Genomic DNA, 23,757 nt, shown 5'->3' on the forward strand with positions numbered 1-23,757 from the left:
AGCCGTCTCCTTATGGAGGCGGTTTTTTTATTGTCTTTAAAATAGAGAGGGTCTACATAGGGCGTGGCAGGAAAATGGTTGGTGCGATTCGGCTGATCGTCACTTTCGAGGCCTGGTTCTTCACTTTCAGAGCCTGGTTCTTCACTTTCAGAGCATGATTCGTCACTTTCAAGAGGTGATTCGTCACTTTCGAAAGGTGATTCATCATTTTCAGAAGAGCACCGGCCTGTTCCTCTTGCCGTCATTCGTCCTTGTTTTGCAAATCACTACAATTTAACGGCTTTATCCTTTAAACTTGGGAAAGCAAAGGCTACAGAAGATGGAGTGACCAAAGCATGAACCAAACAATCGATGTCCAGTCACAGGCAGAGACCGCCAGGCTGGCCGAAAAGCTTGCTTCTCTGCTTGAGGGCGGAGAGGTAATTACGCTGGAGGGTGACCTCGGGGCGGGGAAGACGACATTTACCCAGGCGCTGGCAAAGGGGCTTGGCATCAGCCGGACAGTCAGCAGCCCGACGTTCACCATACTGAAGCAGTATGAGGGACGGCTGCCGCTGAACCATCTGGATGTCTATCGTCTTGCGGACAGTGAAGAGGACCTCGGCTGGGATGAACTCTTTTACGGTGATGCAGTGAGCGTAGTGGAGTGGGCACAATATATAGAAGAAGAACTGCCGGAAGAGCGGCTGGCAATCGAAATCCGCCGTCTGGATGAGAATGGCCGCCGGTTTTCGTTCACGCCGTCCGGCAGCCGCTATGAATCGATGATGAAGGAGCTTATGCGATGATCTGGCTCGGATTGGATACGGCAAATGCGCCGCTGTCGGTGGCCCTTGTCAGGGACGGGGAGCTGCTTGTAGAACTTAACTCGGCCATGGGGCTGAACCATTCGGCGGGTGCCATGCCTGCCGTGGAGCAACTGTTTAAGCGGGCCGGCATCCGGCCGGCAGACATAGATGCAATCGCGGTTTCGGAAGGTCCGGGGTCTTATACAGGGGTCAGAATTGGGGTAACGATTGCCAAGACGCTCGCATGGACGCTGGACAAGCCTCTTGTGGGTGTCTCGAGTCTGCGTGTGCTCGCCTCGAACGTCTTCACCTACGGCGTTACAATCAGCCCTCTGATCGATGCCAGGAGGGGCAATGTGTATGCCGGACTTTATCGCAGGGGAGAAGGCGACACGCTGGAATGTCTGATGGAAGACCGGCATATGGCCCTGTCGGATCTTCTTGACCGATTAAAGAAAGAAGGCAATCCGGTTGTGTTCGTTGGTGAAGGGGCCAGGAAGAATGAAGAGATTTTGCGCGGGGCGCTTGGTGAGCTTGGCCGGCGCGCACACTTTACCCAGGATATCCCGAGGGCTTCCCTTCTCATTACAGAAGCACAGCGGACCGAGCCAGAGGCCGTCCATTCGTTTGTGCCTGAATACCGCCGGATCACCGAGGCTGAGGCCAACTGGCGGAAAGCCAGCGGGGAGGCACGGGGTCAATGAAGGAGAGAGCCACATCGGTGATCACATTCCGCCCGATGCAGATCGCGGATGTGCCGGCGGTTTACCGGGTCGAGACGGATTCGTTCAGCACACCCTGGACAATGGAAGCGTTTGAACAGGAAATACTGAAGAACGAATATTCGTACTACCTGCTTGCTTTGGACGGGGATGAAATTATCGGGTATTGCGGTGCTTGGCTCATTTTGGATGAGTGCCATATCACGAATATAGCCGTGCTTTCCTCTTACCGCGGACACGGGATCGGCGAGGCCCTCATGCGGGAAGTGATGAGCCGGACAGCAAGGAAAGGGGCCCGCACCATGACGCTCGAGGCCCGTGTATCCAATTGGCCGGCACTCGGGCTCTACCGCAAACTGGGGTTCAAAGACGGCGGAATCCGCCGCGGGTATTATACGGACAACGGCGAGGATGCCCTTGTCATGTGGACGGAGCTGAATGAAGATGAATGACATCCATATCCTCGGAATCGAGACGAGCTGCGATGAGACGGCGGCATCAGTCGTGAAAAACGGCCGCGAGATCCTGTCGAATGTCGTTGCTTCTCAAATCGAGAGCCAGAAAAGATTTGGCGGGGTCGTGCCGGAAGTGGCATCCCGTCTCCATGTCGAGCAGATTACGCTCGTCATTGAAGAGGCGATGGACCAGGCAGGGCTCCGGCCTGAAGACCTGGATGCAGTTGCGGTAACGGAAGGCCCGGGACTGGTCGGAGCGCTTCTGATCGGTGTCAATGCCGCAAAGGCGTTCGCGTTTGCGCACGGGCTGCCGCTCATCGGTGTCCATCATATCGGAGGCCATGTTTATGCCAACCGGCTGGACGGCGGGATGGAGTTCCCGCTGGTCGCGCTGATCATCTCCGGAGGGCATACGGAACTGGTTTATATGGAGCATGACGGCCGTTTTGAGCTGATCGGCGAGACACGGGATGACGCGGCCGGTGAGGCATACGACAAGGTCGCACGGGTGCTCGGCCTGCCTTACCCCGGCGGACCGCACATTGACCGGCTGGCACATGAAGCGGAGAATGCCGTCGACTTCCCCCGGGCAAGGCTTGAAGAAGGTTCGTTCGACTTCAGCTTCAGCGGACTCAAGTCGGCGGTGATCAACCACGTCCATAATGCCCAACAGAAGGGGCAGGAGGTTGACACTGCGAGTGTGGCTGCGGGCTTCCAGGAAAGCGTAATCGATGTCGTCGTTGAAAAAACAATCCGCGCGGCAAAGGAAAAGGGCGTGCGGCAGGTCATTGCGGCGGGCGGGGTATCGGCCAATAAAGGACTTCGCGCTGCATTGGGTGAGGCACTGGAGAAGGAAGGAATCCGCTTCTCCGTGCCCCCGCTCAATCTGTGCACCGACAATGCCGCAATGATCGCAGCAGCCGGCACCTCCATGTACGAGGCAGGTATCCGGAGCGACATGGCATTAAACGGCCGGCCGGGGATGGAACTGCAGTCCTGGTCGACGAAATAAATGATGAAAAAGAAGGAGAGTCCGGCCAGGCCGGACTCTCCTTTTTTCGACAGTATGCGACGTGTTCTGTCAAGGGGGAACATCTGTACTTATGCACATTTGTTGATAAGTTGTGGATAAGAAGTGGATTTTACATGAAGTTATCCGCCTGTTTTCACAACACGGTGTGTAAAACTCTGAATAAAGCTGTGGACAACGTGGATAACTTTGTGAATATCCCGTAATACGGGGATTTCTCCTGTTTATAAATCTGTGGAAATGCTAAGAGATTTGTTGAAAATAATAAACTGCCACCAGAGTAATCAGCGGCAGTTTCGTCATCCAATCCGACATGTCGGGTTTTATTCGTCATCCAGTTCCGTCTGGAGCTCGAGCCAGCGTTCCATGCATGCTTCGTGCAGGACGGATTTCTCGTCGAGCTGTTCCTGGATTTCCTGAAGCTTCATATGGTCATCTGCATAATCCGGGAGGTTCAGCTCTCCTTCGAGACGCGTCATATCCGATTCGAGTGCCGCCATTTCCTCCTCGGCTTCGGCGAGCGCACGGCGGAGGCGGCGCTCTTCGCGCTGTGCCTCCTTGTCGAGAGGTGCGTTTGCCTTTTTCACCGGAGCGGCAGGACGGCCCGCCTGCTGCTCTGCCGCCATCTCTGCCAGCAGTTCTTCCTGCTCCCGCTTTTTCTCTACATAGTAATCATAGTCGCCGAGGAATTCCTCCGCGCCTTCAGGAGACAGTTCGATCACCTTTGTCGCGATCCGGTTGATGAAATACCGGTCGTGGGAGACGAACAGGAGTGTTCCGGGATAGTCGAGCAATGCATTTTCGAGAACTTCCTTGCTGTCGAGGTCCAGATGGTTTGTCGGCTCGTCGAGTACAAGCGTATTCGATTTCTCAAGTACCAGCTTGGCCAGTGCAAGGCGCGCTTTCTCGCCGCCCGACAACGTGCTGACAGGCTTCGTCACATCGTCACCGGTAAAAAGGAATCTGCCGAGCAGCGTGCGAATATCTTTTTCATTCATGGTCGGCCAGTCGTTCCAGATTTCTTCGAGGACGGTGCCGTTCCCTGTGAGTTCCGCCTGCTCCTGGTCGTAGAAGCCGAACTCGACATTTGTGCCAAGGTCAATCGAGCCGGCAAGCTTGGGGAGCCGGCCGGTCAGCGTCTTCAGGAGTGTCGATTTGCCGACACCGTTCGGTCCGATAAATGCGATGCGGTCTTCCCGGTAGACGCGGAAATCAAGCTGGCGCGAAACGGAGTCGTCCCTGTAGCCGATCGCAAGGTCCCGGACGGCCATGACGTCATTGCCGCTTTTCCTGCCGATGCCGAACGTGAACGCCGCGGATTTTTCATTGCCCTCCGGCGCTTCCATCCAGTCGGTTTTTTCAAGCACTTTCCTGCGGCTCTGCGCCATTTTCGTCGTGGAGGCCCTGGCGATGTTTTTCTGGATGAACACCTCAAGCTTCGCTTTTTCATCCATCTGCTTTTCGTACAGCTTCCGGTCTCGTTCATAGTTTTTCGCTTTCTGGTCCAGGTAGGCGCTGTAATTGCCGGTGTACTTGGTCACTTTGCGGCGGGAAACTTCATAAACGATCGTCACGACCTGGTCGAGGAAGTAGCGGTCATGGGAGACGATGAGAATCGCCCCTTCATAGCCTTGCAGATACTTCTCGAGCCAGCTGAGTGTTTCGATGTCCAGGTGGTTCGTCGGCTCATCGAGGATTAGGAGGCCAGGCTTCGACAGCAGTAGACGCGCAAGCGCGAGCCGCGTGCGCTGTCCGCCTGACAGTGTCCGGATTTCTTTGCCGTAGTCTTCGGGATAAAATCGCATGCCGTGCAGGACGGAGCGGGTCTCGGATTCATACTGGTAGCCGCCCGCCTCGCCGAACCGGTGCTGCAGCGAGTCGTAGGCGTCCATCACTTTCTTGTATTCTGCTTCGTCATCGTAGACGGCCGGATCGGCCATTTTCTGCTCAAGTGCCCGCAGCTCTCTCTCCATTGCGAAAAGCGGCTCGAACACCGTCATCATCTCTTCCCATATCGTGCGTTCCGAATCAAGCCCGCTGTGCTGGTCAAGGTAGCCGATCCGCACGTCTTTCGGGATGATGATGTCTCCCTCATCGCGGCCCATCTGGCCGGTGATGATCTTGAGGAGCGTCGATTTGCCGGCACCGTTTCGGCCAACGAGGGCCACACGGTCGCGGTGCTGCACTTCCAATTTAACGCCGGAGAGGATTTCCTCCCCGGCAAATGATTTTGTCACGTTGTTCACTTGAAGGACGATCATAATCTACACCCCTATTCTTCTACAGTTTACTGGATAGGGGGCGGACCGCGCAACGGCGCGACTTTACAGGAATGGCGGGCTCATGTAAGATGGAAACGGCTCACGAACGGACGGTTTTGATGGAGGCTATCATGAAAGAAGAATCTCAACGGGTCCCGCAGGCGACCTCAAAGCGTCTGCCGCTTTACTACCGTTTTATCCAGAAGCTTGCCAACGAAGGGAAGGAGCGCGTATCCTCCCAGGAACTGAGCGAGACGATGAAAATCGACTCCGCCACAATCCGGAGGGATTTCTCTTATTTCGGCGCGCTCGGGAAGAAGGGCTACGGCTATGATGTCCGCCGTCTGCTGGAATTCTTCCGGAAGACGCTTGACCAGGACGAAGCAGTCAATCTAGCACTTGTCGGCGTCGGGAGCCTGGGCGACGCGTTTCTGAAATATAATTTCGAGAAAAACCACAACACCCGGATTGTTGTGGCGTTTGATCCCAATGCGGCCGAGGAAGGGACGATGTCGAACGGCATTCCGATCTTCCGGCCGGAGCTGCTGGAGGAGAAGTTGCCGGACTTCGGTGTCCAGATGGCCGTCCTCACTGTACCGGCACGCGCCGCGCAGGACATGACGGACCGTCTGGCAGCGCTTGGGGTCAAGGGAATCCTAAACTTCGCCCCGGTCCGGCTGAACGTTCCGGAAGGGGTCCGTGTCCACTCGATCGACTTGTCCGTCGAGATGCAGGCGCTGGTCTATGCCATCCGGAATGACGAAAAGAATTCACAAACGTCCATTTGATTAAATGGAGTTTCCCGTATATTTGGTGTAGAATTAAACTATTAACAAGGGAGGTGCCGTCATGTCACCAGGTCCATTGAGTCTGATCATCATCGCTATCGTCGCACTCATCATCTTCGGGCCGAAAAAGCTTCCTGAATTCGGCAAAGCAATCGGTTCTTCGCTCCGTGAATTCAAGAACGCCACCAAAGGCCTTGTGGACGACGACGAAGACAGCACGAAGAAAGCTGCCGACCAGAAAGACGCCAAGTGATGGCGCCCCGATAGGACGTTATCGTTATGAATGAAAAGCAACTTTCGATTATTGAGCATATAGAAGAATTGAGAAAACGGCTGATGATCATCGTCGTTTTCTTCGTTTTTGCGGTGGCGGCAGGGTTCTTCCTTGCGCCTCCGGTCATTCAGTTCCTGCAGAACAGCGATGAGGCGGAGCAGTTCACGCTGAACGCCTTCAATGTGGCCGATCCGATGATTATTTATCTGAAAGTCATCATGTTCGTCGGGTTCGTTCTTGTGTCCCCGGTCATCCTGTACCAGCTCTGGGCGTTTATCGCGCCCGGGCTGTCCGAGACGGAGCGGCGGGTGACACTCAGCTACATCCCATATTCTTTCCTGCTGTTCCTTGCAGGCATCAGCTTCTCGTATTTCATCCTGTTCCCGTATGTCATTTCGTTTATGACGAGTTTGTCGGATACGCTGGAGATCCAGCAGACGATCGGGATCAACGAATACTTTAATTTCCTATTCCAGATCACGGTTCCGTTTGGGATTGTCTTCCAGTTGCCGGTCGTGCTGCTGTTTTTGTCGCGGCTCGGCATCCTGAACCCGGAAGTCCTCGTGAAGTTCCGGAAGTACAGTTACTTTGTGCTCTTTGTGATCGCGGCCTTTATTACGCCGCCGGATCTGTTCTCGCACCTGTTCACGACAGTGCCCCTCATTATCCTGTACGAGATCAGCGTCAGCATCTCGCGCGTCGGCTACAAGAAGTATCTGAAAGCCGAGGAAAAGCGCCAGGAGGAAGAAAGAGAAGCGGAGCGGGAACGCATCCTCCGGGAACAGCAAGAACGCCTCAATGCGGAATGACGCATGGGGCGTTTTTGTTTGTGTGTAAGGAGCAACCCGAATAGTCGGCAGGCGGGAGGGCCCACATAGTACGAAGTGGAGTCCCATAATCCAAAACTAGGATTCATACTCCGAAATCTCAATTCTTAATACGAAACGGTGCCTCATACTCCGAATTGGCACGCCATACTCCGATATTCTATCCCATACTATGGCTATTCTTATTCCGAAACCGTGTTTCATACTACGAAAATACCTCCCATACTCCACTTTTCGGGTTCCGGCGCGTAAAAGCCGCATTCCCAAATCGGGATTGCGGCTTTTCGTTATTACTGGATATTCGCGATGCGTTCCATCTGGTCGATGAACTCCTGAATTTTGTCGAGGTTCAATTGAATGACCATCACAAAACCGTTCAGCAGCATGTGCGCGATGATCGACGTGATCAGCCTCTTCGTCACATGATAGAGGAAGGCGAAGATAAAGCCGGATGCGGCATAAAGCAGGAGATGGGTGAAATCCATATGCACCGCCGCAAACACGAGCGAGCTGACCGCCGCCGCGACAAAGAAGTTCGTACGGTCGACGAGTCCGCCGAAAATGATCCGGCGGAAAATGAACTCTTCCAGGATCGGAGCGAAAAGCACGACCGCAACGATGGCGACCGGTGCCATGTCGGCGACGGATACGAGGGCAGCCGTGTTGTCGGAGCCGGGCTCGATACCGAGCGCCTGCTCGATCATCCCTGCGGCGCCCTGGCCGAACAGCACCATGAAGAATCCGGCAATCCCGAGCACAATCGCCACCCATAGAGGGGAGCGCTTGCCTTTTGGAGTCTTGAAATAATGCTTGTCCTTATTAGAGAGGATCAGTGCCGCAATGGTGGTGATGCCAAAAGCGATGAACATCCACCAGCCTGAAGCTGCAAGGTACGCCTCCTGACGTGTCCGGCCGTCGGAAACGAACGGAATCAGGATCGGAAGCCCGATCACTCCGGACAGCTGTGCAATGATGTAGATGATGAAAATCCAAAGGGAAGTGTTTGATTTTTTCACATGAAGATTCCTTTCCTGAAGCCTGAGCCTTCTCTCTCGATTGTAGAGGGTATGAAGGGAAAGTTCAAAGCGGAAACTTTTAGACTTTACGCTTGCAAAATGGAAGGGGATTCATTATGATAATAACTGTGTTAGCACTCCCCAACACCGAGTGCTAATAAACGACAAATAACGACATCAGATTGAGGAGGGTGTTTCACGTGTTGAAACCACTGGGCGATCGAATCATCATCGAATTGATCGAAGCTGAAGAAACGACTTCGAGCGGAATCGTACTTCCTGACTCCGCGAAAGAAAAGCCTCAAGAAGGCAAGGTCATCGCAGTCGGCACCGGCCGTTACCTCGACAACGGCACGAAAGTCGAGCTCGAAGTAAAAGAAGGCGACACGATCATCTTCTCAAAATATGCCGGCACTGAAGTGAAATACGGCGGGGAAGAATACCTCATTCTCCGTGAAAACGACGTACTGGCCATCCTCGGCTAAGCCGGGCTTGGATGAAACTCTTAAATAAACAAGAACGATTTCAGGAGGGACTTATCTGATGGCAAAGGAAATCAAATTCAACGAAGATGCACGCAGCCTGATGCTCAAAGGCGTCGACAAACTGGCTGACGCAGTTAAAGTTACACTCGGGCCTAAAGGCCGCAACGTGGTACTCGAAAAGAAATTCGGCTCGCCGCTGATCACAAACGACGGCGTGACGATTGCAAAAGAGATCGAACTCGAAGATCCATATGAAAACATGGGCGCGAAGCTCGTCTCCGAAGTTGCTTCGAAGACGAACGACATCGCAGGTGACGGTACGACTACGGCTACGGTCCTCGCTCAGGCGATGATCCGTGAAGGACTCAAGAACGTTACGGCTGGCGCAAACCCTGTCGGCATCCGCAAAGGGATCGAAAAAGCAGTTGAGACAGCTGTCGTGGAACTCAAGAACATCTCCACAGAAATCGAAGGCAAGGAATCGATTGCACAAGTTGCAGCGATCTCTTCCGGTGACGATGAAGTCGGCGAACTGATCGCTGAAGCGATGGAGCGTGTCGGCAACGACGGCGTCATCACGATCGAAGAATCCAAAGGCTTCACGACTGAACTCGACGTTGTCGAAGGGATGCAGTTTGACCGCGGTTACGCGTCCCCTTACATGATCTCCGACTCCGACAAGATGGAAGCGGTTCTTGAGAACCCGTACATCCTGATCACGGACAAGAAGATCTCGAACATCCAGGAAATCCTGCCTGTGCTCGAGCAGGTTGTCCAGCAGGGCAAACCGCTCCTTATCATCTCGGAAGACGTGGAAGGCGAAGCGCTTGCGACACTCGTCGTCAACAAGCTCCGCGGCACATTCAACGCAGTCGCAGTCAAGGCGCCTGGCTTCGGCGACCGCCGCAAGGCAATGCTCGAAGACATCGCGATCCTCACTGGCGGCCAGGTGATCACGGAAGACCTCGGACTCGACCTGAAGTCGGCTGACGTAACTCAGCTCGGCCGCGCGGCGAAAGTCGTTGTCACAAAAGACAACACGACAATCGTTGAAGGCGCAGGAGAAGCTTCGAACATCGAAGCCCGCGTCAACCAGATCCGTTCCCAGCTTGAAGAAACGACTTCCGAGTTCGACAAGGAAAAACTCCAGGAGCGCCTTGCAAAACTCGCAGGCGGCGTAGCCGTCATCAAAGTTGGCGCAGCTACCGAAACCGAGCTGAAAGAGCGCAAGCTCCGCATCGAAGACGCCCTGAACGCGACACGCGCAGCGGTCGAGGAAGGCATCGTCTCCGGCGGCGGTACGGCACTCGTCAACGTCTACAACAAAGTGGGCGAGCTCCAGGAAGGCGTTGAAGGCGACGTGGCAACAGGCGTCAAGATCGTGCTCCGCGCGCTTGAAGAGCCGGTACGCCAGATTGCAACGAACGCAGGCCTCGAAGGCTCCATCGTTGTTGACCGCCTGAAGCGCGAAGAAGTCGGCATCGGCTTCAACGCAGCAGATGGCACATGGGTCAACATGACTGAAGCAGGCATCGTTGACCCGACGAAGGTAACGCGTTCCGCACTCCAGAACGCTGCATCCGTCGCAGCCCTCTTCCTCACAACGGAAGCAGTCGTGGCAGACATCCCGGAACCTGCAGCAGCAGGCGGCGGCATGCCTGACATGGGCGGCATGGGCGGCATGATGTAATTTAGCCCTCAGAATCAAAGAAGTCTCTCATCAGTTCACTGAACTGGTGAGAGGCTTTTTTTCATTGTATAGGGGTCAATCACTTCCTTCTATTCTATTTCTTTCTTCCAGCCACGTTTGGTTATTGAAAATCATTTTGTTGATCTGTTCTTCATTGACCACTGCGTCTTTTTGATGGAGGAGGTCAAGGTAAGCCCGATGTGTATGAAGTGTCCATTCAATCGTATCGGCTTGTTTTGATTGAATCATTTTTGGCTTATATAACTCGTAGATGGTTTTTCCAATTTCCATGACGAAATCGTTATCCGTTGCTTCAAGTACGGCATAATGGAATTCCAAGTCAATATCGGCAAGCTCCTCAGAGCTTAGATTTGGCTTCATGCGCTGAACCTGACTCTGGTAGACCTCTTCAATCTTTTTAATTTTTTCGGGTGATCCGTTCGTACGAATCATATTGATCAACAGGATCTCAAAATGCTGCCGGAACTCAATTAGTTTTTCTGTTCGATTGCTATGCATGATTAAACTGAAGATCAGTGGATTCAAAGAAAAGTGAGAAGGATTGTTGGTGATATACATGCCCTCACCGCGCTTGATCTGAATCACCCCAATTGATTCCAAAACTTTAATCGCTTCACGTACCGGTGTTCTGCTGACCCCTAATTGTTCAACCAATTCTGTTTCCGTAGGCAATTTATCTCCGTTCTTTAAAGTTCCGTCCAACAGTTTATCTTTAATCATGGAAACAATCTCGGCAGATTTTTTGCTTGAAGATCTTAATTTCTCAAATTGCATCAGGAAGTCCTCCAATTAAGTAGTTCCATTCAATTATAGATGATATCCCCATTTAGTTTTGACAAGTGGAATAATTTTATATTTACAAAGTTTTAGCAAGATGTTACTATTCAGCTTAATACATACTATGTATGATGTACTACCGTTTTTGTGTTTTTTATTATCAAAATCTTTGTTCTTTTTATTATGGGAGGGTATTCATTTGAGTCAACTTACCTCAAAAGTGATTGCAGTAACCGGAGCAGGCGGGGGAATGGGACAGCAGGTTGTTAAAGACTTGCTCAAAAATGGTGCCACTGTTGTGGGCTTGGATATCAACACCGAAGCTTTGTCTTCAATAGAAGACAAAAATCTCCGAACGAAATACATCGATCTATTGGATGAAACCAGTATCGTCAATGTATTTAAAGAGATCTATGAAGAATTTGACCGTTTAGATGGGCTGGTAAATATCGCCGGCATTGCCCAGGCAGCAAAATCGATTACAAATGTCGATGTCTCTGAGTGGCATAAGTTGATGGATATTAATGCCACAGCTGTCTTTCTGACGAGCAGAGAGGCTGTCAGGTACATGAAGGATAAGAATCAAGGTTCGATTGTAAATATAGGGTCAGTTTCCGTTACAAGGCCGCGCCCTGGACTGCAAAGTTATGTAGCGTCTAAGGGAGCGGTGGAAGCATTCACTAAAGCGCTCGCTCTTGAAACCGCTCCATTTAATATAAGGGCGAATGTCATCCACCCTGGTCCGGCGGATACGTCCATGTTGGGCAAATTCTCGGCACAGGAAAACGAGAAAATCGAAATGAATAAAGATGTTTTTGCTAAGAGTGTACCACTCGGCAGATTGATCGAGCCAAGTGATATCGCGCCTACTGTCATCCATTTGTTAAGTGATGGTGCCCAAATGATTACAGGTTCCGTTATTCATGTGGACGGCGGAAGAAGTATTTAAAGGGGAGAAAAAAATGAAGAAAATCCGGATGTTAATCAATGGAGAATGGACAGGTAATGAGACAGATGAATGGATTGATATTATCAATCCGGCAGCAGGGGAAGTATCCGCACAAATCGTGAGAGGGAACAAGTCACATGCTGATCTGGCAGTAACCGCTGCAAAAAAAGCATTGGCCAGCCCGGACTGGAAAGCATTCAAGCCTTACGAGCGCGGACAATTGCTTACAGAAACAGCTAGGCATATCAGGCAGCATGCACAAGAATTAGCAGCACTGGAATCCGAAGATACAGGAAAGCCAGTCAAACAGGCTGAAGCTGATATAGAAGCCGCGGCACGCTACTTTGAATTTTATGGAGGCATGGCGGACAAGGTGTTTGGCGATACGATCCCGATTGAGGAAGATCTCCTTAATATGACTGTGATCGAACCGATCGGCGTAACCTTGCACATTGTTCCATGGAATTATCCGATACAGATTACTTCCCGGAGTGTGGCGGCAGCTATTGCGACCGGAAATGTGGTCATCGTAAAGAGTTCGGAAGATACGCCGCTCACGACCCACTTTTTGGCGGAGTGGTTCCAAGATAAACTGCCTAGAGGTGTATTCCAGCATGTGACAGGATACGGTCATGAGATTGGTGCCGCACTAAGTTCCCACCCTGGGGTCAATCAGATTACGTTTACCGGTTCAGTACCGACAGGAATCTCTGTGATGAAGTCAGCGGCAGAAAATGTCGTTCCGGTTACTTTGGAGCTTGGCGGAAAGTCGCCGAACGTCGTATTTAAGGACGCTGACCTGAAGCGGGCAGTCCCGGCGATCGTAAATTCCATTGTTCAAAATGCCGGACAGACTTGTTCCGCAGGATCCCGGTTATTAGTAGAGGAGTCCATTGCTGATGAATTACTGGAATTGCTTCAGGATTCATTTAGGAAACTGACAGTAGGACCGCCTGAAAGCGGGGCAGACGTTGGCCCGATTATTAATAAAAAGCAATATGAGCGAATCTCTTCGATCCTGCAAAAAGTAAAGGAAGAAGCGAATGTCCTCATTGGCGGGGAATCGGTGCAGGTAGAAGGGTACGAAAATGGCTACTACATCCAGCCGACCATTGTAGAGGCAGCTGATCACGATGCTTTCTTCGTTCAGGAAGAAATCTTTGGCCCGGTCCTGAGCGTGGTCCGCTTCGAAACGATCCAAGAAGCCATTCAACTGGCAAATGCAACAGAGTATGGGTTAGTCGCCGGCGTCTGGAGCAAGGATATTGATGTCGCGAATTATGTGGCTTCGCGGATTGAGAGCGGGCAAGTGTTCATCAATAGTTATGGAGCTGCAGGAGGCGTGCAGATGCCATTTGGCGGTTATAAGAAGAGCGGAATCGGCAGAGAGAAAAGTCATCTGGCAGTCCAGAATTATGTTCAAATCAAAAATATCGCAACCAAAATCCAGTTATAAGCTCTGCAACGGAGGATCGGAATGGAGACATTAAGTAGAATCAGCAGTTGGGCCGGAAAATACTTTGCATTGATCATTATTGTTTTTTCGATAGTTGCTTTTATGCTGCCTGAATTTTTTGTAGGGTTCGGGGCATACGTCACGATTTTGCTTGGCGTCGTAATGTTTGGGATGGGACTAACTCTTAAGGCAGCTGATTTTAAACTTGTCCTCACTAAGCCAATTCCGGTTTTAATTGGATTGGGAGCGCAGTTTATCATTATGCCGACCACCGCATTCCTGATTGCTTACCTATTAAATCTGCCGGCAGAAATAGCCGCAGGCTTGGTTTTATTGGGAAGTGTTCCCGGTGGAACTGCATCGAATGTCATGGTCTTCCTCGCAAAAGGGAATGTGCCGCTTTCGATCACGATGACAAGTGTCTCCACCTTGCTGGCACCTGTCATGACCCCGTTGCTTCTGCTTATTTTTGCCGGTGAATGGATGCCGATTGATCCGGTGTCGATGTTTATGTCGATCATTCAAGTGATCATCATTCCGATTTTGCTTGGGCTATTGGTAAACAGATACTTGCCGCGTGTAACCGAAAAAGGTGTATCGTTATTGCCGTTAATATCAATCGTGGCGATTACGATTATTGTGATGGGAGTAGTGGCCGGAAATAGGGACAACATTGCCACTGCAGGAATATTGGTCTTTGTTTCTGTACTGCTTCACAATGGCTTCGGCTTGTTCCTGGGCTATTATGCAGCGAAGTTATTTAAATTGCCTATTCAGGATCAGCGTGCAGTGTCTATTGAGACAGGGATGCAAAACTCTGGGCTTGGCGTTGCTTTAGCTTCCGCACACTTTACACCCTTGGTGGCACTGCCGAGTGCATTTGCATCAGCGTGGCAGCTGATCACCGGAACTGTTCTTGCCTCCAGATGGGGAAAGAAAAACCCTGAAAACGATCAGGAACAAGCCACTGCAGAACAGCTGATCGACTCAAAAAGTTAATAACAAAACGCAAGCAGGGGGTAAATAAATGAAGACTTATTCTGTTGCGGTTATTCCTGGAGATGGAATAGGACCGGAAGTTATCCGAGAATCATTGAAAGTGCTGAAAACTGTTGAAGAAATCCATGGGGGAATTCGATTTACATATGATACGTTCGATTGGAACTGCGCGTACTATTTGAAGCATGGGAGAATGATGCCCGAAAATGGCCTGGAGATTCTGAAAGACTATGACGTCATTTTATTCGGAGCGGTTGGAGATCCTTCTGTTCCGGATCATATCTCTGTATGGGAACTGATCTTGCCAATCAGGCGGGAGTTCCAGCAATACGTCAACCTGCGCCCGGTCAAACTGCTTCGTGGGTTGGAAAGTCATTTGCGTTATAAAGAACATGAGGACCTGGACTTTATTGTGGTCCGTGAAAATACAGAAGGCGAGTATTCGAGCATGGGCGGGCGGATGCATAGCAATACCCCTCATGAAATGGCTGTACAGAATAATGTCATTACACGGTTTGGCAGTGAGCGGATTCTTCATTATGCTTATCAGCTGGCAGAGCAACGGTCGAAGCAACGGCTCACTGTTGCGACGAAATCCAATGCCATCAATCATACGATGACGTTTTGGGACGAGATTGTAAAAGAAGTAGGAGCGAATTATCCGCAAATTGATACGGAACTTTATCATATTGATGCGTTAGCTGCTTATTTTATCCTAAAGCCAGAAACGTTCGATGTAGTGGTAGGCAGCAACCTATTTGGTGATATTTTGACCGATTTGGGTGCGGCCATGGTAGGTGGCTTGGGACTGGCCCCGTCAGGAAACATCAACCCGGAGAAAAACTATCCATCGATGTTTGAGGCCATTCACGGGTCAGCTCCGGATATTGCAGGAAAAGGCATTGCAAATCCAATCGCCCAGATTTGGAGTGTCAGTCTGATGATGGATCACTTAGGCTATCCGGAGCTTGGCAAACTGATTCTGGAAGGAATCGAAGAAGTTGTAGCCGAAGGCGAAGTACGGACACCTGACTTAGGAGGAAACGCGGGAACCGAAAGCATGGGAGACGCGATTGTTTCGAAAATCAAAGAGCTGGCTAAAAAAACGGTTCAATAAAACGATAAAGGCTTTCCATCAGTTTAATAAACTTGTGGGAAGCTTTTTTGGTGGAGGGATTGGCATGGTAATTTTCATTTGCTGGCGGGCCGCTTTTTCATTCATTTGAACTTGAAAAGTCACAATCCATCTGATTTTTACTTTTTAGTTTAAGATTATGCTAGGGTTAAAGAAGTGAAAAGTGAAGCTTTTCTAAAAAGGGGAGAAAAACATGTATCCAAACATACTCAGACATCCGGGACCCACTCCAATACCTAAAAAAGTGGAATTGGCAATGGCACAAGACATGATTAGCCACCGTTCAGCGGAATTTGTGGAGCTTTACCGGGAAACGACCGAACGCGTGAAGCCTGTTTTCGGAACAAAGCAAGATATTTTGCTTCTACCTTCTGGCGGGACAGCAGCATTGGAAGCCGCTGTGGTCAATATTACTTCTCCAGGTGATGAAGTGGTTGTCGTCACGGTTGGAGCTTTTGGAGATTACTTCGTTTCGATTTGTGAAAAGTATGGCCTAAACGTACATAAGCTTCAAAAAGAGTGGGGGGAAGCCTGTACGAAAGAAGAGTTGGGTGACTTCTTGAAGACGTTATCCAATATTAAGGCAGTCTTTGTTACGTACAATGAAACGTCTACAGGGGTCCTAAACCCAGTCGGGCAATTAGGAGAAGCAGTTCGCGAGCATTCTGACGCTATCTTTATCGTCGATGGTGTAAGCGCAATCGGAGGAGCTCCTGCTAAGATGGACGAATGGGGCATTGATATTTTAGTGACAGGTTCACAAAAAGCGATGATGCTTCCGCCAGGACTTGCTCTTTTGGCAGTAAGTGAAAAAGCTTGGAAAGTGATCGAGTCAAATGATTCTTCGGCTTATTATTTAAGTCTTCTAAGTTATCGGGAGTGGAATGAAAAAGGGATGACCCCAAATACTCCTGCAGTCTCTCTTATTATGGGGCTTTCAGCTGTGTGCGATTTAATTGAGGAAGAGGGCGGATTTTCAAAAACAGTCGAGCGACATAAAGTGATGAAAAATATGGTTAGAAAATCGATGAACGCACTGTCAATCGACTTGTTGACAACTGATGAATATGCATCACCGACCATTACGGCAATCCGAACGCCTGAGGGTCTTGATCTCGGCAACTATCTTGGTCATTTAAAGAAGAAGTATCACCTCGATTTTGCCGGAGGTCTTGGTCCTCTTCAGGGGAAAATCTTTAGATTTGGGCATATGGGGTATTGTTTCCCAAGTGATATCCTCGAAGCAGTATCTCTAATGGAAGCGGGATTACAAGACTTTTCCTATCCATTTGAACCTGGGGCTGGAGTGAAAGCAGCACAAGAGGTTTACTTATCTTCGGTAAAGAAGCAATAAGCGGTAGCGTATTTCCATTTCCAATTTAGCTTTTGGGGAGACCTTTTGTAAGTTCTTTGAACTTACAGGAGGTCTCTTTTTGTTCTCTTATAAAAGTCCGGGTTCCAGCCGAGTGATCAATTTATAACGAAAATCAACTCCGTTTAAATAAAACCTGTCAGGGAAAACAATTAATTAAGGTAATTTAACATGAGAATTGGAAAGGTGAATGCAGATGCTGACATATGATGCTGTCATTATCGGTTTTGGGAAAGCGGGAAAAACCTTGGCAGGCAAGCTTGCGGCCAAAGAGTGGAAAGTCGCGCTTGTTGAGAAAGATCGGGATATGTACGGCGGGACTTGCATCAATATCGCCTGCATCCCGACAAAAGTGCTCGTTCACGACGGGCTGCACGGAGTTCCTTACACAAAAGCGATTGAACGAAAAAATGAAGTGGTCGAGAAATTGCGGGCGAAAAATTATAAAACACTGGCAGATCACGAACAGGTCACCATATATCATTCAGCTGCAAAATTCCGTTCTGATAAAGAAGTGGAAATCACGATTGATGGCCGGCAGGAAGTGCTGACTGCCGAACATATCTTTATCAATACCGGCGCAACCCCCAATATCCCACCAATCAAAGGCGATATTGAATCGGATAAAGTATATACCAGTACGACATTGATTGAGCAGCAGAAGCTGCCTGGAAAATTGGTGGTTGTCGGCGCAGGCTATATCGGCCTTGAATATGCTTCGATGTATAATAGTTTCGGTTCTGAAGTCACCATCATTTCACCGGATGACGAGCTGCTTCCTCAAGAGGACTCGGAAATTGCGGCTGAAGTGCAAAAAGAGATGGAGGCAAAAGGGATCCGATTCATATTTGGAAATCACGCCGAGGAACTAACAGAAGTAGACCAAGAAGATGTGATTGTCACCTTGTCGGATGGCGAGAAAATCACAGCTCAAGCGGTTTTGCTTGCGACTGGACGGACACCGAATGTGGAGGGCCTTGGCCTTGAAAACACAACGATTGAATTAACCGAAAATAATGCAATCCAAGTGAATCACCACCTGCAGACCACAGCGGAAAATGTCTGGGCGCTGGGTGATGTCAAAGGCGGCATGCAATTCACTTATATTTCGCTTGATGACTCCCGTATCGTCATGGACAGCCTATTCGGCGACGGCAAACATTCTCTGCAAACACGTGCCAATGTCCCTTACTCGGTCTTTATCGATCCGCCGTTCTCACGAGTCGGACTGACCGCAAAGCAAGCGATTGATCAAGGCTATGAAATCCTGGAAGGAAAATTGCCGGTCAGTTCACATCCGCGTGCCCATGTCATCAATGATTTGCGTGGACTGTTCAAGGTCGTCGTCGATAAAAAAACCAATCTTGTATTAGGAGCCAGTCTTTTCGGTTCTGACTCTCACGAATTGATCAATTTGGTGAAAATGGCGATGGACCTGGACGTTCCTTATACCTTCCTGCGTGACCAGGTTTACAATCACCCGGTCATGAGCGAATCGTTCAATGTCCTATTCGATGTCAACTAAGGGGTTTATTCTACGAAGAAGACTCCATTCTGACATCCAAAGAAGTTCTACAAAGTCTCCTTCCCTCGATCGAAAAACAGGTCGCAAAAGCAAAAGAATGTAGTCCTCAAAAAACAACCAATGAGCGGCGCTAAACGGCACTGAAGCTGTCAATCGAATCCTTGGAGAACCGTCTTAACTAAGTCCAAAAGAAAAACGCCAAGAAAGATGGCGTTTTTCTTGATCATTATTTACCTTGATTGTTTCCCATGTTTTGGGTTACTTTCTTTGCAGCATTTTTAGTGGCATCAACCGTTTTCATTGCGATATTTTCGGTTGTTTCTAAAGCATTGTGAGCTGTTTCGAATGCGGAGCCAGCGGTTTTTTTGACGTCCTCCGCAACACTATTGCGATTTTGTTGATTCGTCATGACATATCACCTCCTAAGCAAAGGTAGGATATGTGGAATGACAAGATCTATCCGTTCAACGGTTAGGAACCTTTTCCTTATTTGCTGCCATTGCGACCGTTTTCTTACTGCCCATTAAATACAACACCAAAATGATAATCATCGTAACTGCAGAATACGCAAAGGTCATACCGTACCCAACACTCTTCGCTAACAACCCAAGTCCGACGGAACCAATCGCTAAACCACCATCGATAAAGATCAGCAGCATTGAATTAGCGGTCGCTTTTTTCTCCTCTGGAACAAGTTGTAGCGCCCACGCTTGGAGTGTAGGATGGATGATCGCATAAGCGATTCCGAATAAAACCCCCGAAACCCAAACCATCAACATACCAGTAGAGAAGCCTAAAAGAACCAAACTGGCAGCCCCCGAAATAGCAGCAGGAATAATGAGGATTCGGTGCCCGAATCGATCGAAGATTTTACCTGAGAACGCACGGACGATCAACATCGTAATCCCTTGTGCAATAAAAAACTGAGAAATACTACCGCCAACATTAATTTCCTTCCCAAACGCCCCAATAAAATTGACGGTTCCTGCAATGGCTACATAATTCAACGCAACCAAAATACAGGGAAGAAGGACTCGTTTATCATACATGTACTTATAGAACGGTTCATTCGTTGTCGCCTTAGCACTTTCCTTATCCTGTTGAACCTTATTATTTTTCGTAAAGAAGCTACACAGTAACGAAAAAGACATAAGACCGAGCGTTAACATCATCATTGACTGGAATGAATAGTTGGCAAGATAAGCAATCGCGATGAGCGGCCCAAGTGTCGTCCCAACGCTTGTCGACATGGCAAAGAAAACGATACCTTCACCTAACCGGGATCTTGGAACGATATTACTGGATATCGTAAAAACTAAAATCGTCAGCATACTAAATCCAATACCCTGCAGCGCACGAATGAAAATCAAAAATCCGATGGAGTCGTTCACAAAAGTAAGCGCAATCGTTCCCAAGAAATAAACGATTGAAATAATGAGCAGCAACTTCATATTCACTTTTTGGATAATGACACTTGCGAAGAACCGCGTAATCAAGGATGCTGTCATTAACGTGGTCGTCATAATTCCCGCAATCGCCGGGTTCTTGCTAATGGTTGATACGAAAATCGGGAAACCCGCTGTAATCATGTAAAAAGAAGCGAACATGACCAACGACAATAAAATAATGATGACATATTGGTTTGTCCAAAGTTTTGCTTTTTTACCCAATAAAGACGACCGCCTTTCGAGGCTATTTCATCCTCTAGTCTTCCCATTCTTTACTGGGTCATTCTGAAAGCACCATTGAAATCACTGAAGAAGGTTTTAATGAAAATGATGAAGATATCATAAGCGTAATGTTGGATAACAAAGAGGGGTGGGTCTACATGTTAACCTGTCTGAAAGGGTATTTGGAGTATGGTGTTCATTTGAGAGCTTCACTGATTTCAATAAACTTCAATTGAGATAAGCCAAATACCGTTCATCATTATAAAAAGGACAAAAGAGGCTAACCAGGGAAAACTGGTTAGCCTCTTTCTGTGTCATTTCTTAAATCTTTAATTGGGTGATTTCATAAACTTAAAAAACCCTTGTATATTCTGCAGAGTTATTGCTATCATAAGAATCTTCGTGAACGGTAGTCATACTTGATAATTAAATATTAGTTTTGAGTGATGGAAGTCGGAAAGTAGTGTTTTTAATTTTTAAGTTTTTATACAGGAAATAGGAGGGAATAAACAAATTAAGAAGGTATTCTTTTTGATTTTTTCGTTTTGCTGACAGGTACCGGTTTACATTCGTCCAGTAAAAGGCACTGACCTTTGTGGAGAAGGCAAATGCTTGTTCAGCTCTCCTGGCATGTGAAGAACCCCATCTACATTAAGAATGGAGGAGATACGGATGCAGCGTGTTGGTTTGCTATTTTTCTTAAATATAGTGTTAATTTTTGTATTGGTCCCTGGCTTTGCTAAATCCGAGGATTTGAGTGATCCGGCGGCTGAACTTGCATTGGATATGGTTGGTAGTAATAATGACCAAGGCTTTATCACTTCTGAATTTGTACAGTATGTTTATGAGGAATCAAAGGCAATTTCCTTGCCGAGATATGCTATAGATCAACAGCAGATTGGTAAGGAAGTAGAGCGCAGTGAGTTACAGCCAGGGGATGTCGTCTTTTTTCAGGGAAGCAGTTTAATGTCGGGGATCTATATTAACGATGGACGTTTCGTGATTGTGACCAGTGACGGGATTTCTGAACGAAATATGGAAACAAGTGAGTATTGGTCGGGTGTCTACGCTGGAGCTGCCCGAATCTCAGAAGAGAATATTGATGATCCTGCTGCTGCATTAGCCCTGGAGGAATTAGGAGAAAATCAAAAAGGGTGGATCACTTCCGAATTTGTACAATATATTTACGAGAAGGCCAAAGGTATTTCTCTTCCCCGATCAGCTTCCGAACAATGGATCCAGGGAGAGGATGTTGATAAGCTCCAACCAGGCGATGTTGTCTTTTTTCAGGGAACCCATTTGATGTCAGGAATTTACATAAGCAATGGGCGTTTTGTAATTGTCACGAGTGAAGGGATTTCCGACCGGAATATGGTGACAAGTGCCTATTGGTCAAGTATTTATCAGGGGGCCAAGCGTTACAGCGAAGATACATCTCCTACTTCGGGAAATGAAATCGTTGAACTTGCCCGAGACTTAATAGGGGCTCCGTATAATCGATTAGGAGATAACCCGGAAGAAGGATTTAACTCAGGTTCTTTCGTTCACTATGTATTTAAAGAAGTGACAGGGAGCTGGCTCTCCAAACGCTCATCACCGCAGATGGAAACTGGTATAAGCATCGGCAGGGATGAATTGCAGCCTGGGGATCTCGTCTTTTTTGAAAATGAAGAACAAGAAATTATCTCAGGTATTTATTCAGGAGATGACCAGTTTGTGATCGCTACATCCTCCGGGGTACAGGAAAGGCATTTAGATTACAATAACTACTATGCAGAACGCTATATAGGGGCAGCTCGTTATACAGACGAAATACTGAAAAAATCTGACCCGGAAACGTATAAGGATCATGACAGCCCTGTGGTAAGGGAAGCAATGAAATATATAGGAACGCCTTACTTAATGACAGGCAGCACCCTGGATGCCTTTGATTGTTCATTTTTCGTCCAAACCGTTTTTCGTGAGGCGCTGGATGTCTATTTGCCTCGAATTAGTTATCGGCAATGGGAAGTTGGTGAGACTTTGCTGCCAGAGGGGACAGACATAGACTCTATTAATCTGGATGAAGAACTTCAGCCGGGAGATGTCCTGTATTTCTCAGGAACTTGGCAGGAAGGTATTTCTCACACTGCGATTTATTTGGGAGAAGATTATATTGTTCATGCAACAGGGGAAGAAGGCCAGACGACGATTTCTTACATGAGCGAATACTGGCGGGATCACTTTACTGGTGCAAAGCGATTTAATGATCTTGCTATTCAATATGATAACGATGCTGTATATGAAGCATATAAACTGCTGGGAACCGAGTATACTCTTGGGGGATCAACTCCTGATGAGGGGTTTGACACAGGCGGTTTTGTCCAATACGTATACAAGCAAGCATGGCGGTATGACCTGCCGCGATATGGAAGACAGCAATGGCAAGAGGGGACAGAAATTCCAAGGGACGAGGCTGAGCCAGGGGACATTTTCTTTTTCCAAGGCACAAGTATCATTCCGGCAATCTATATCGGCAACAATCAGATGATGGTAGTAACAGCTTCCAACGGTGTTACCGTCATTGACTTGACTACAAGCGATTATTGGCCTCCCCGTTATATGGGGACAAGAACATATGACATAAAAGCTGAAGATAGTGAAGCAGCACAGCTGGCTGAGCAATATGTCGGAGAATCGTTTAATGAGACGTCAGCGATGTTTATTAAGCAGATCTATGCAGAAGCAGCTGGCATTGAACTGCCGACCACTGTGGAAGAATTACATGAATTTGGAGATCAGCGTCATATTGAGGAGCTTCAGCCGGGAGATCTCATGTTGTTTTCAACTTCAGAACATGGAAATGTTGCTGAGATGGCAGGTATTTACGCAGGAGATGGTACCTTTATCACTGTGATTGACGGTGAAATCGTGTCCCTAACAATCAATGATGACCCGTATTGGATCAATCGATTGATCGAAGGACGAGCCATTTCAACTGATGCAAGATGATTGGTGATAGATTTGTTGTTTCCACTAAAAAGAACCGCCACTACATCCGGACTGGATGATAGTGGCGGTTTCTTTCGATTTTCCCGAAACTACAGGCCTGGCTAATAGGCATAAGAATTTACGGCCACAGTTTAGCTGAGGAATTTCTGAATGTATGGGCGTTCTTGTCTATCATGATCTGCTACTCTATATTTTCGCATGTAATACTATTACGATGATTGTAATGATTTTTAATCGGATTAAAACCTTAAATTCACAATCTAGTTACATTAATAGATTAGCATGAAGCTGCAAGATAATATACATAGGAGGTTTTCAAAGATGAAAAAATGGCAAAAACAAGGTATTTCGTCTATTGTTGCGGCTACAATGATTGGAAGCGCTAGTATGACTGTATCGGCGGCAGAGTCGGAGGATCTCGATGAAATTCAGCAGGAAGTCAATGTATCTGAAGAGGAAGCCGTTTCAGCAGGCAGTGAAACTGAAGAAAAAAGCAACGAAGTAGAAGTTCACGCACCTAACAAAG

At 48.4% G+C, this 23,757-nt stretch carries 23 protein-coding genes; 17 read left to right on the forward strand and 6 right to left on the reverse strand.

The features are described 5' to 3' along the window. On the reverse strand, positions 1-245 hold a 245-nt coding region (locus AV656_RS16575; RefSeq protein ID WP_231877231.1), incomplete at its 3' end, for a hypothetical protein. Positions 246-335: 90 nt separating this feature from the next. Between AV656_RS16575 and tsaE the strand changes: the two genes are divergently transcribed. Genes tsaE through tsaD form a run of 4 tightly spaced genes read left to right on the forward strand, consistent with a single transcriptional unit; the run spans position 336 to position 2,977 of the window. After that, positions 336-788, forward strand: coding sequence for a tRNA (adenosine(37)-N6)-threonylcarbamoyltransferase complex ATPase subunit type 1 TsaE (tsaE, locus tag AV656_RS03390; protein WP_063178952.1), 453 nt, complete (start codon positions 336-338; stop codon positions 786-788). Further along, positions 785-1,492 (forward strand): tRNA (adenosine(37)-N6)-threonylcarbamoyltransferase complex dimerization subunit type 1 TsaB, encoded by a 708-nt coding sequence (gene tsaB / locus AV656_RS03395; protein ID WP_063178954.1) that lies wholly within the window; start codon positions 785-787, stop codon positions 1,490-1,492. The genes tsaE and tsaB overlap by 4 nt, the downstream gene beginning before the upstream one ends. Next, complete coding sequence (gene rimI, locus AV656_RS03400) at positions 1,489-1,962, forward strand: ribosomal protein S18-alanine N-acetyltransferase (protein WP_063178956.1); 474 nt, start codon at positions 1,489-1,491, stop codon at positions 1,960-1,962. The genes tsaB and rimI overlap by 4 nt, the downstream gene beginning before the upstream one ends. Next, entirely contained in the window at positions 1,955-2,977 is a 1,023-nt protein-coding gene (gene tsaD, locus AV656_RS03405) for a tRNA (adenosine(37)-N6)-threonylcarbamoyltransferase complex transferase subunit TsaD (RefSeq protein WP_063178983.1), read from the forward strand. The genes rimI and tsaD overlap by 8 nt, the downstream gene beginning before the upstream one ends. Before the next feature lie 341 nt (positions 2,978-3,318). Here the strand turns inward: tsaD and AV656_RS03410 are convergent, their stop codons facing one another. Beyond that, positions 3,319-5,256, reverse strand: a complete 1,938-nt coding sequence (locus AV656_RS03410) for an ABC-F family ATP-binding cassette domain-containing protein (protein ID WP_063178958.1) — start codon at positions 5,254-5,256, stop codon at positions 3,319-3,321. A gap of 131 nt (positions 5,257-5,387) precedes the next feature. Between AV656_RS03410 and AV656_RS03415 the strand changes: the two genes are divergently transcribed. From AV656_RS03415 to tatC, 3 genes are all read left to right on the forward strand, one after another. After that, the gene (locus AV656_RS03415; protein WP_063178985.1) at positions 5,388-6,044 is read left to right on the forward strand and encodes a redox-sensing transcriptional repressor Rex; all 657 of its coding nucleotides are present in this window, start codon (positions 5,388-5,390) and stop codon (positions 6,042-6,044) included. Positions 6,045-6,105: 61 nt separating this feature from the next. Then, positions 6,106-6,297, forward strand: coding sequence for a twin-arginine translocase TatA/TatE family subunit (gene tatA / locus AV656_RS03420; RefSeq protein ID WP_008300605.1), 192 nt, complete (start codon positions 6,106-6,108; stop codon positions 6,295-6,297). 26 nt (positions 6,298-6,323) lie between these two features. Then, positions 6,324-7,127 (forward strand): twin-arginine translocase subunit TatC, encoded by an 804-nt coding sequence (tatC, locus tag AV656_RS03425; protein ID WP_063178960.1) that lies wholly within the window; start codon positions 6,324-6,326, stop codon positions 7,125-7,127. Positions 7,128-7,435: 308 nt separating this feature from the next. Here the strand turns inward: tatC and AV656_RS03430 are convergent, their stop codons facing one another. Next, a complete protein-coding gene (locus AV656_RS03430) occupies positions 7,436-8,161 on the reverse strand; it encodes a CPBP family intramembrane glutamic endopeptidase (protein ID WP_063178962.1) in 726 nt (241 codons plus the stop codon). Between the two features lie 200 nt (positions 8,162-8,361). On the opposite strand from AV656_RS03430, the gene groES reads away from it, so the two are divergent. Both groES and groL read left to right on the forward strand, forming a co-directional pair. Next, on the forward strand, positions 8,362-8,646 hold the full coding sequence (groES, locus tag AV656_RS03435) for a co-chaperone GroES (RefSeq protein ID WP_008300609.1): 285 nt from the start codon (positions 8,362-8,364) through the stop codon (positions 8,644-8,646). Between the two features lie 58 nt (positions 8,647-8,704). Continuing rightward, positions 8,705-10,336, forward strand: a complete 1,632-nt coding sequence (groL, locus tag AV656_RS03440; protein ID WP_063178964.1) for a chaperonin GroEL — start codon at positions 8,705-8,707, stop codon at positions 10,334-10,336. A 75-nt stretch (positions 10,337-10,411) separates the two neighbouring features. Here the strand turns inward: groL and AV656_RS03445 are convergent, their stop codons facing one another. Next, the gene (locus AV656_RS03445; RefSeq protein ID WP_063178966.1) at positions 10,412-11,131 is read right to left on the reverse strand and encodes a FadR/GntR family transcriptional regulator; all 720 of its coding nucleotides are present in this window, start codon (positions 11,129-11,131) and stop codon (positions 10,412-10,414) included. 202 nt (positions 11,132-11,333) lie between these two features. Here AV656_RS03445 and AV656_RS03450 point away from each other — a divergent pair, with 202 nt between their 5' ends. The 6 genes from AV656_RS03450 (at position 11,334) to AV656_RS03475 (ending at position 18,570) form a co-directional block, all read left to right on the forward strand. Continuing rightward, on the forward strand, positions 11,334-12,083 hold the full coding sequence (locus tag AV656_RS03450; protein WP_082818589.1) for an SDR family NAD(P)-dependent oxidoreductase: 750 nt from the start codon (positions 11,334-11,336) through the stop codon (positions 12,081-12,083). Positions 12,084-12,096: 13 nt separating this feature from the next. Then, on the forward strand, positions 12,097-13,539 hold the full coding sequence (locus tag AV656_RS03455) for an aldehyde dehydrogenase family protein (RefSeq protein WP_063178968.1): 1,443 nt from the start codon (positions 12,097-12,099) through the stop codon (positions 13,537-13,539). 21 nt (positions 13,540-13,560) lie between these two features. After that, positions 13,561-14,538 (forward strand): bile acid:sodium symporter family protein, encoded by a 978-nt coding sequence (locus AV656_RS03460; RefSeq protein ID WP_063178970.1) that lies wholly within the window; start codon positions 13,561-13,563, stop codon positions 14,536-14,538. Positions 14,539-14,566: 28 nt separating this feature from the next. After that, entirely contained in the window at positions 14,567-15,655 is a 1,089-nt protein-coding gene (locus AV656_RS03465; protein ID WP_063178972.1) for a tartrate dehydrogenase, read from the forward strand. Positions 15,656-15,866: 211 nt separating this feature from the next. Further along, complete coding sequence (locus AV656_RS03470) at positions 15,867-17,027, forward strand: pyridoxal-phosphate-dependent aminotransferase family protein (protein ID WP_063178974.1); 1,161 nt, start codon at positions 15,867-15,869, stop codon at positions 17,025-17,027. Between the two features lie 214 nt (positions 17,028-17,241). Beyond that, on the forward strand, positions 17,242-18,570 hold the full coding sequence (locus AV656_RS03475) for an FAD-containing oxidoreductase (RefSeq protein WP_063178976.1): 1,329 nt from the start codon (positions 17,242-17,244) through the stop codon (positions 18,568-18,570). Positions 18,571-18,796: 226 nt separating this feature from the next. Here the strand turns inward: AV656_RS03475 and AV656_RS03480 are convergent, their stop codons facing one another. Further along, positions 18,797-18,979, reverse strand: a complete 183-nt coding sequence (locus AV656_RS03480) for a hypothetical protein (protein ID WP_063178978.1) — start codon at positions 18,977-18,979, stop codon at positions 18,797-18,799. A 55-nt stretch (positions 18,980-19,034) separates the two neighbouring features. Then, the gene (locus tag AV656_RS03485) at positions 19,035-20,240 is read right to left on the reverse strand and encodes an MFS transporter (protein ID WP_063178979.1); all 1,206 of its coding nucleotides are present in this window, start codon (positions 20,238-20,240) and stop codon (positions 19,035-19,037) included. A gap of 672 nt (positions 20,241-20,912) precedes the next feature. Here AV656_RS03485 and AV656_RS03490 point away from each other — a divergent pair. Together AV656_RS03490 and AV656_RS16270 are read left to right on the forward strand one after the other, a co-directional pair. Next, positions 20,913-23,231, forward strand: a complete 2,319-nt coding sequence (locus AV656_RS03490; protein WP_063178981.1) for an NlpC/P60 family protein — start codon at positions 20,913-20,915, stop codon at positions 23,229-23,231. Between the two features lie 321 nt (positions 23,232-23,552). Further along, on the forward strand, positions 23,553-23,757 hold a 205-nt coding region (locus AV656_RS16270), incomplete at its 3' end, for a hypothetical protein (RefSeq protein WP_156484790.1).

The sequence above is a fragment of the Bhargavaea cecembensis genome, assembly GCF_001619585.1.
Taxonomy (GTDB): Bacteria; Bacillota; Bacilli; order Bacillales_A; family Planococcaceae; genus Bhargavaea; species Bhargavaea cecembensis_A.

Coding starts and splice junctions, on each gene's coding strand:
- AV656_RS03480 (WP_063178978.1), bottom strand. CDS start 18,979: ATGACGAATCAACAAAATCGCAATAGTGTTGCGGAGGACGTCAAAAAA.
- rimI (WP_063178956.1), top strand. CDS start 1,489: ATGAAGGAGAGAGCCACATCGGTGATCACATTCCGCCCGATGCAGATC.
- tsaE (WP_063178952.1), top strand. CDS start 336: ATGAACCAAACAATCGATGTCCAGTCACAGGCAGAGACCGCCAGGCTG.
- AV656_RS03490 (WP_063178981.1), top strand. CDS start 20,913: ATGCAGCGTGTTGGTTTGCTATTTTTCTTAAATATAGTGTTAATTTTT.
- AV656_RS03475 (WP_063178976.1), top strand. CDS start 17,242: ATGCTGACATATGATGCTGTCATTATCGGTTTTGGGAAAGCGGGAAAA.
- AV656_RS03470 (WP_063178974.1), top strand. CDS start 15,867: ATGTATCCAAACATACTCAGACATCCGGGACCCACTCCAATACCTAAA.
- AV656_RS03465 (WP_063178972.1), top strand. CDS start 14,567: ATGAAGACTTATTCTGTTGCGGTTATTCCTGGAGATGGAATAGGACCG.
- tsaB (WP_063178954.1), top strand. CDS start 785: ATGATCTGGCTCGGATTGGATACGGCAAATGCGCCGCTGTCGGTGGCC.
- AV656_RS03460 (WP_063178970.1), top strand. CDS start 13,561: ATGGAGACATTAAGTAGAATCAGCAGTTGGGCCGGAAAATACTTTGCA.
- AV656_RS03410 (WP_063178958.1), bottom strand. CDS start 5,256: ATGATCGTCCTTCAAGTGAACAACGTGACAAAATCATTTGCCGGGGAG.
- AV656_RS03415 (WP_063178985.1), top strand. CDS start 5,388: ATGAAAGAAGAATCTCAACGGGTCCCGCAGGCGACCTCAAAGCGTCTG.
- AV656_RS03455 (WP_063178968.1), top strand. CDS start 12,097: ATGAAGAAAATCCGGATGTTAATCAATGGAGAATGGACAGGTAATGAG.
- groL (WP_063178964.1), top strand. CDS start 8,705: ATGGCAAAGGAAATCAAATTCAACGAAGATGCACGCAGCCTGATGCTC.
- tatC (WP_063178960.1), top strand. CDS start 6,324: ATGAATGAAAAGCAACTTTCGATTATTGAGCATATAGAAGAATTGAGA.
- AV656_RS03445 (WP_063178966.1), bottom strand. CDS start 11,131: ATGCAATTTGAGAAATTAAGATCTTCAAGCAAAAAATCTGCCGAGATT.
- tsaD (WP_063178983.1), top strand. CDS start 1,955: ATGAATGACATCCATATCCTCGGAATCGAGACGAGCTGCGATGAGACG.
- tatA (WP_008300605.1), top strand. CDS start 6,106: ATGTCACCAGGTCCATTGAGTCTGATCATCATCGCTATCGTCGCACTC.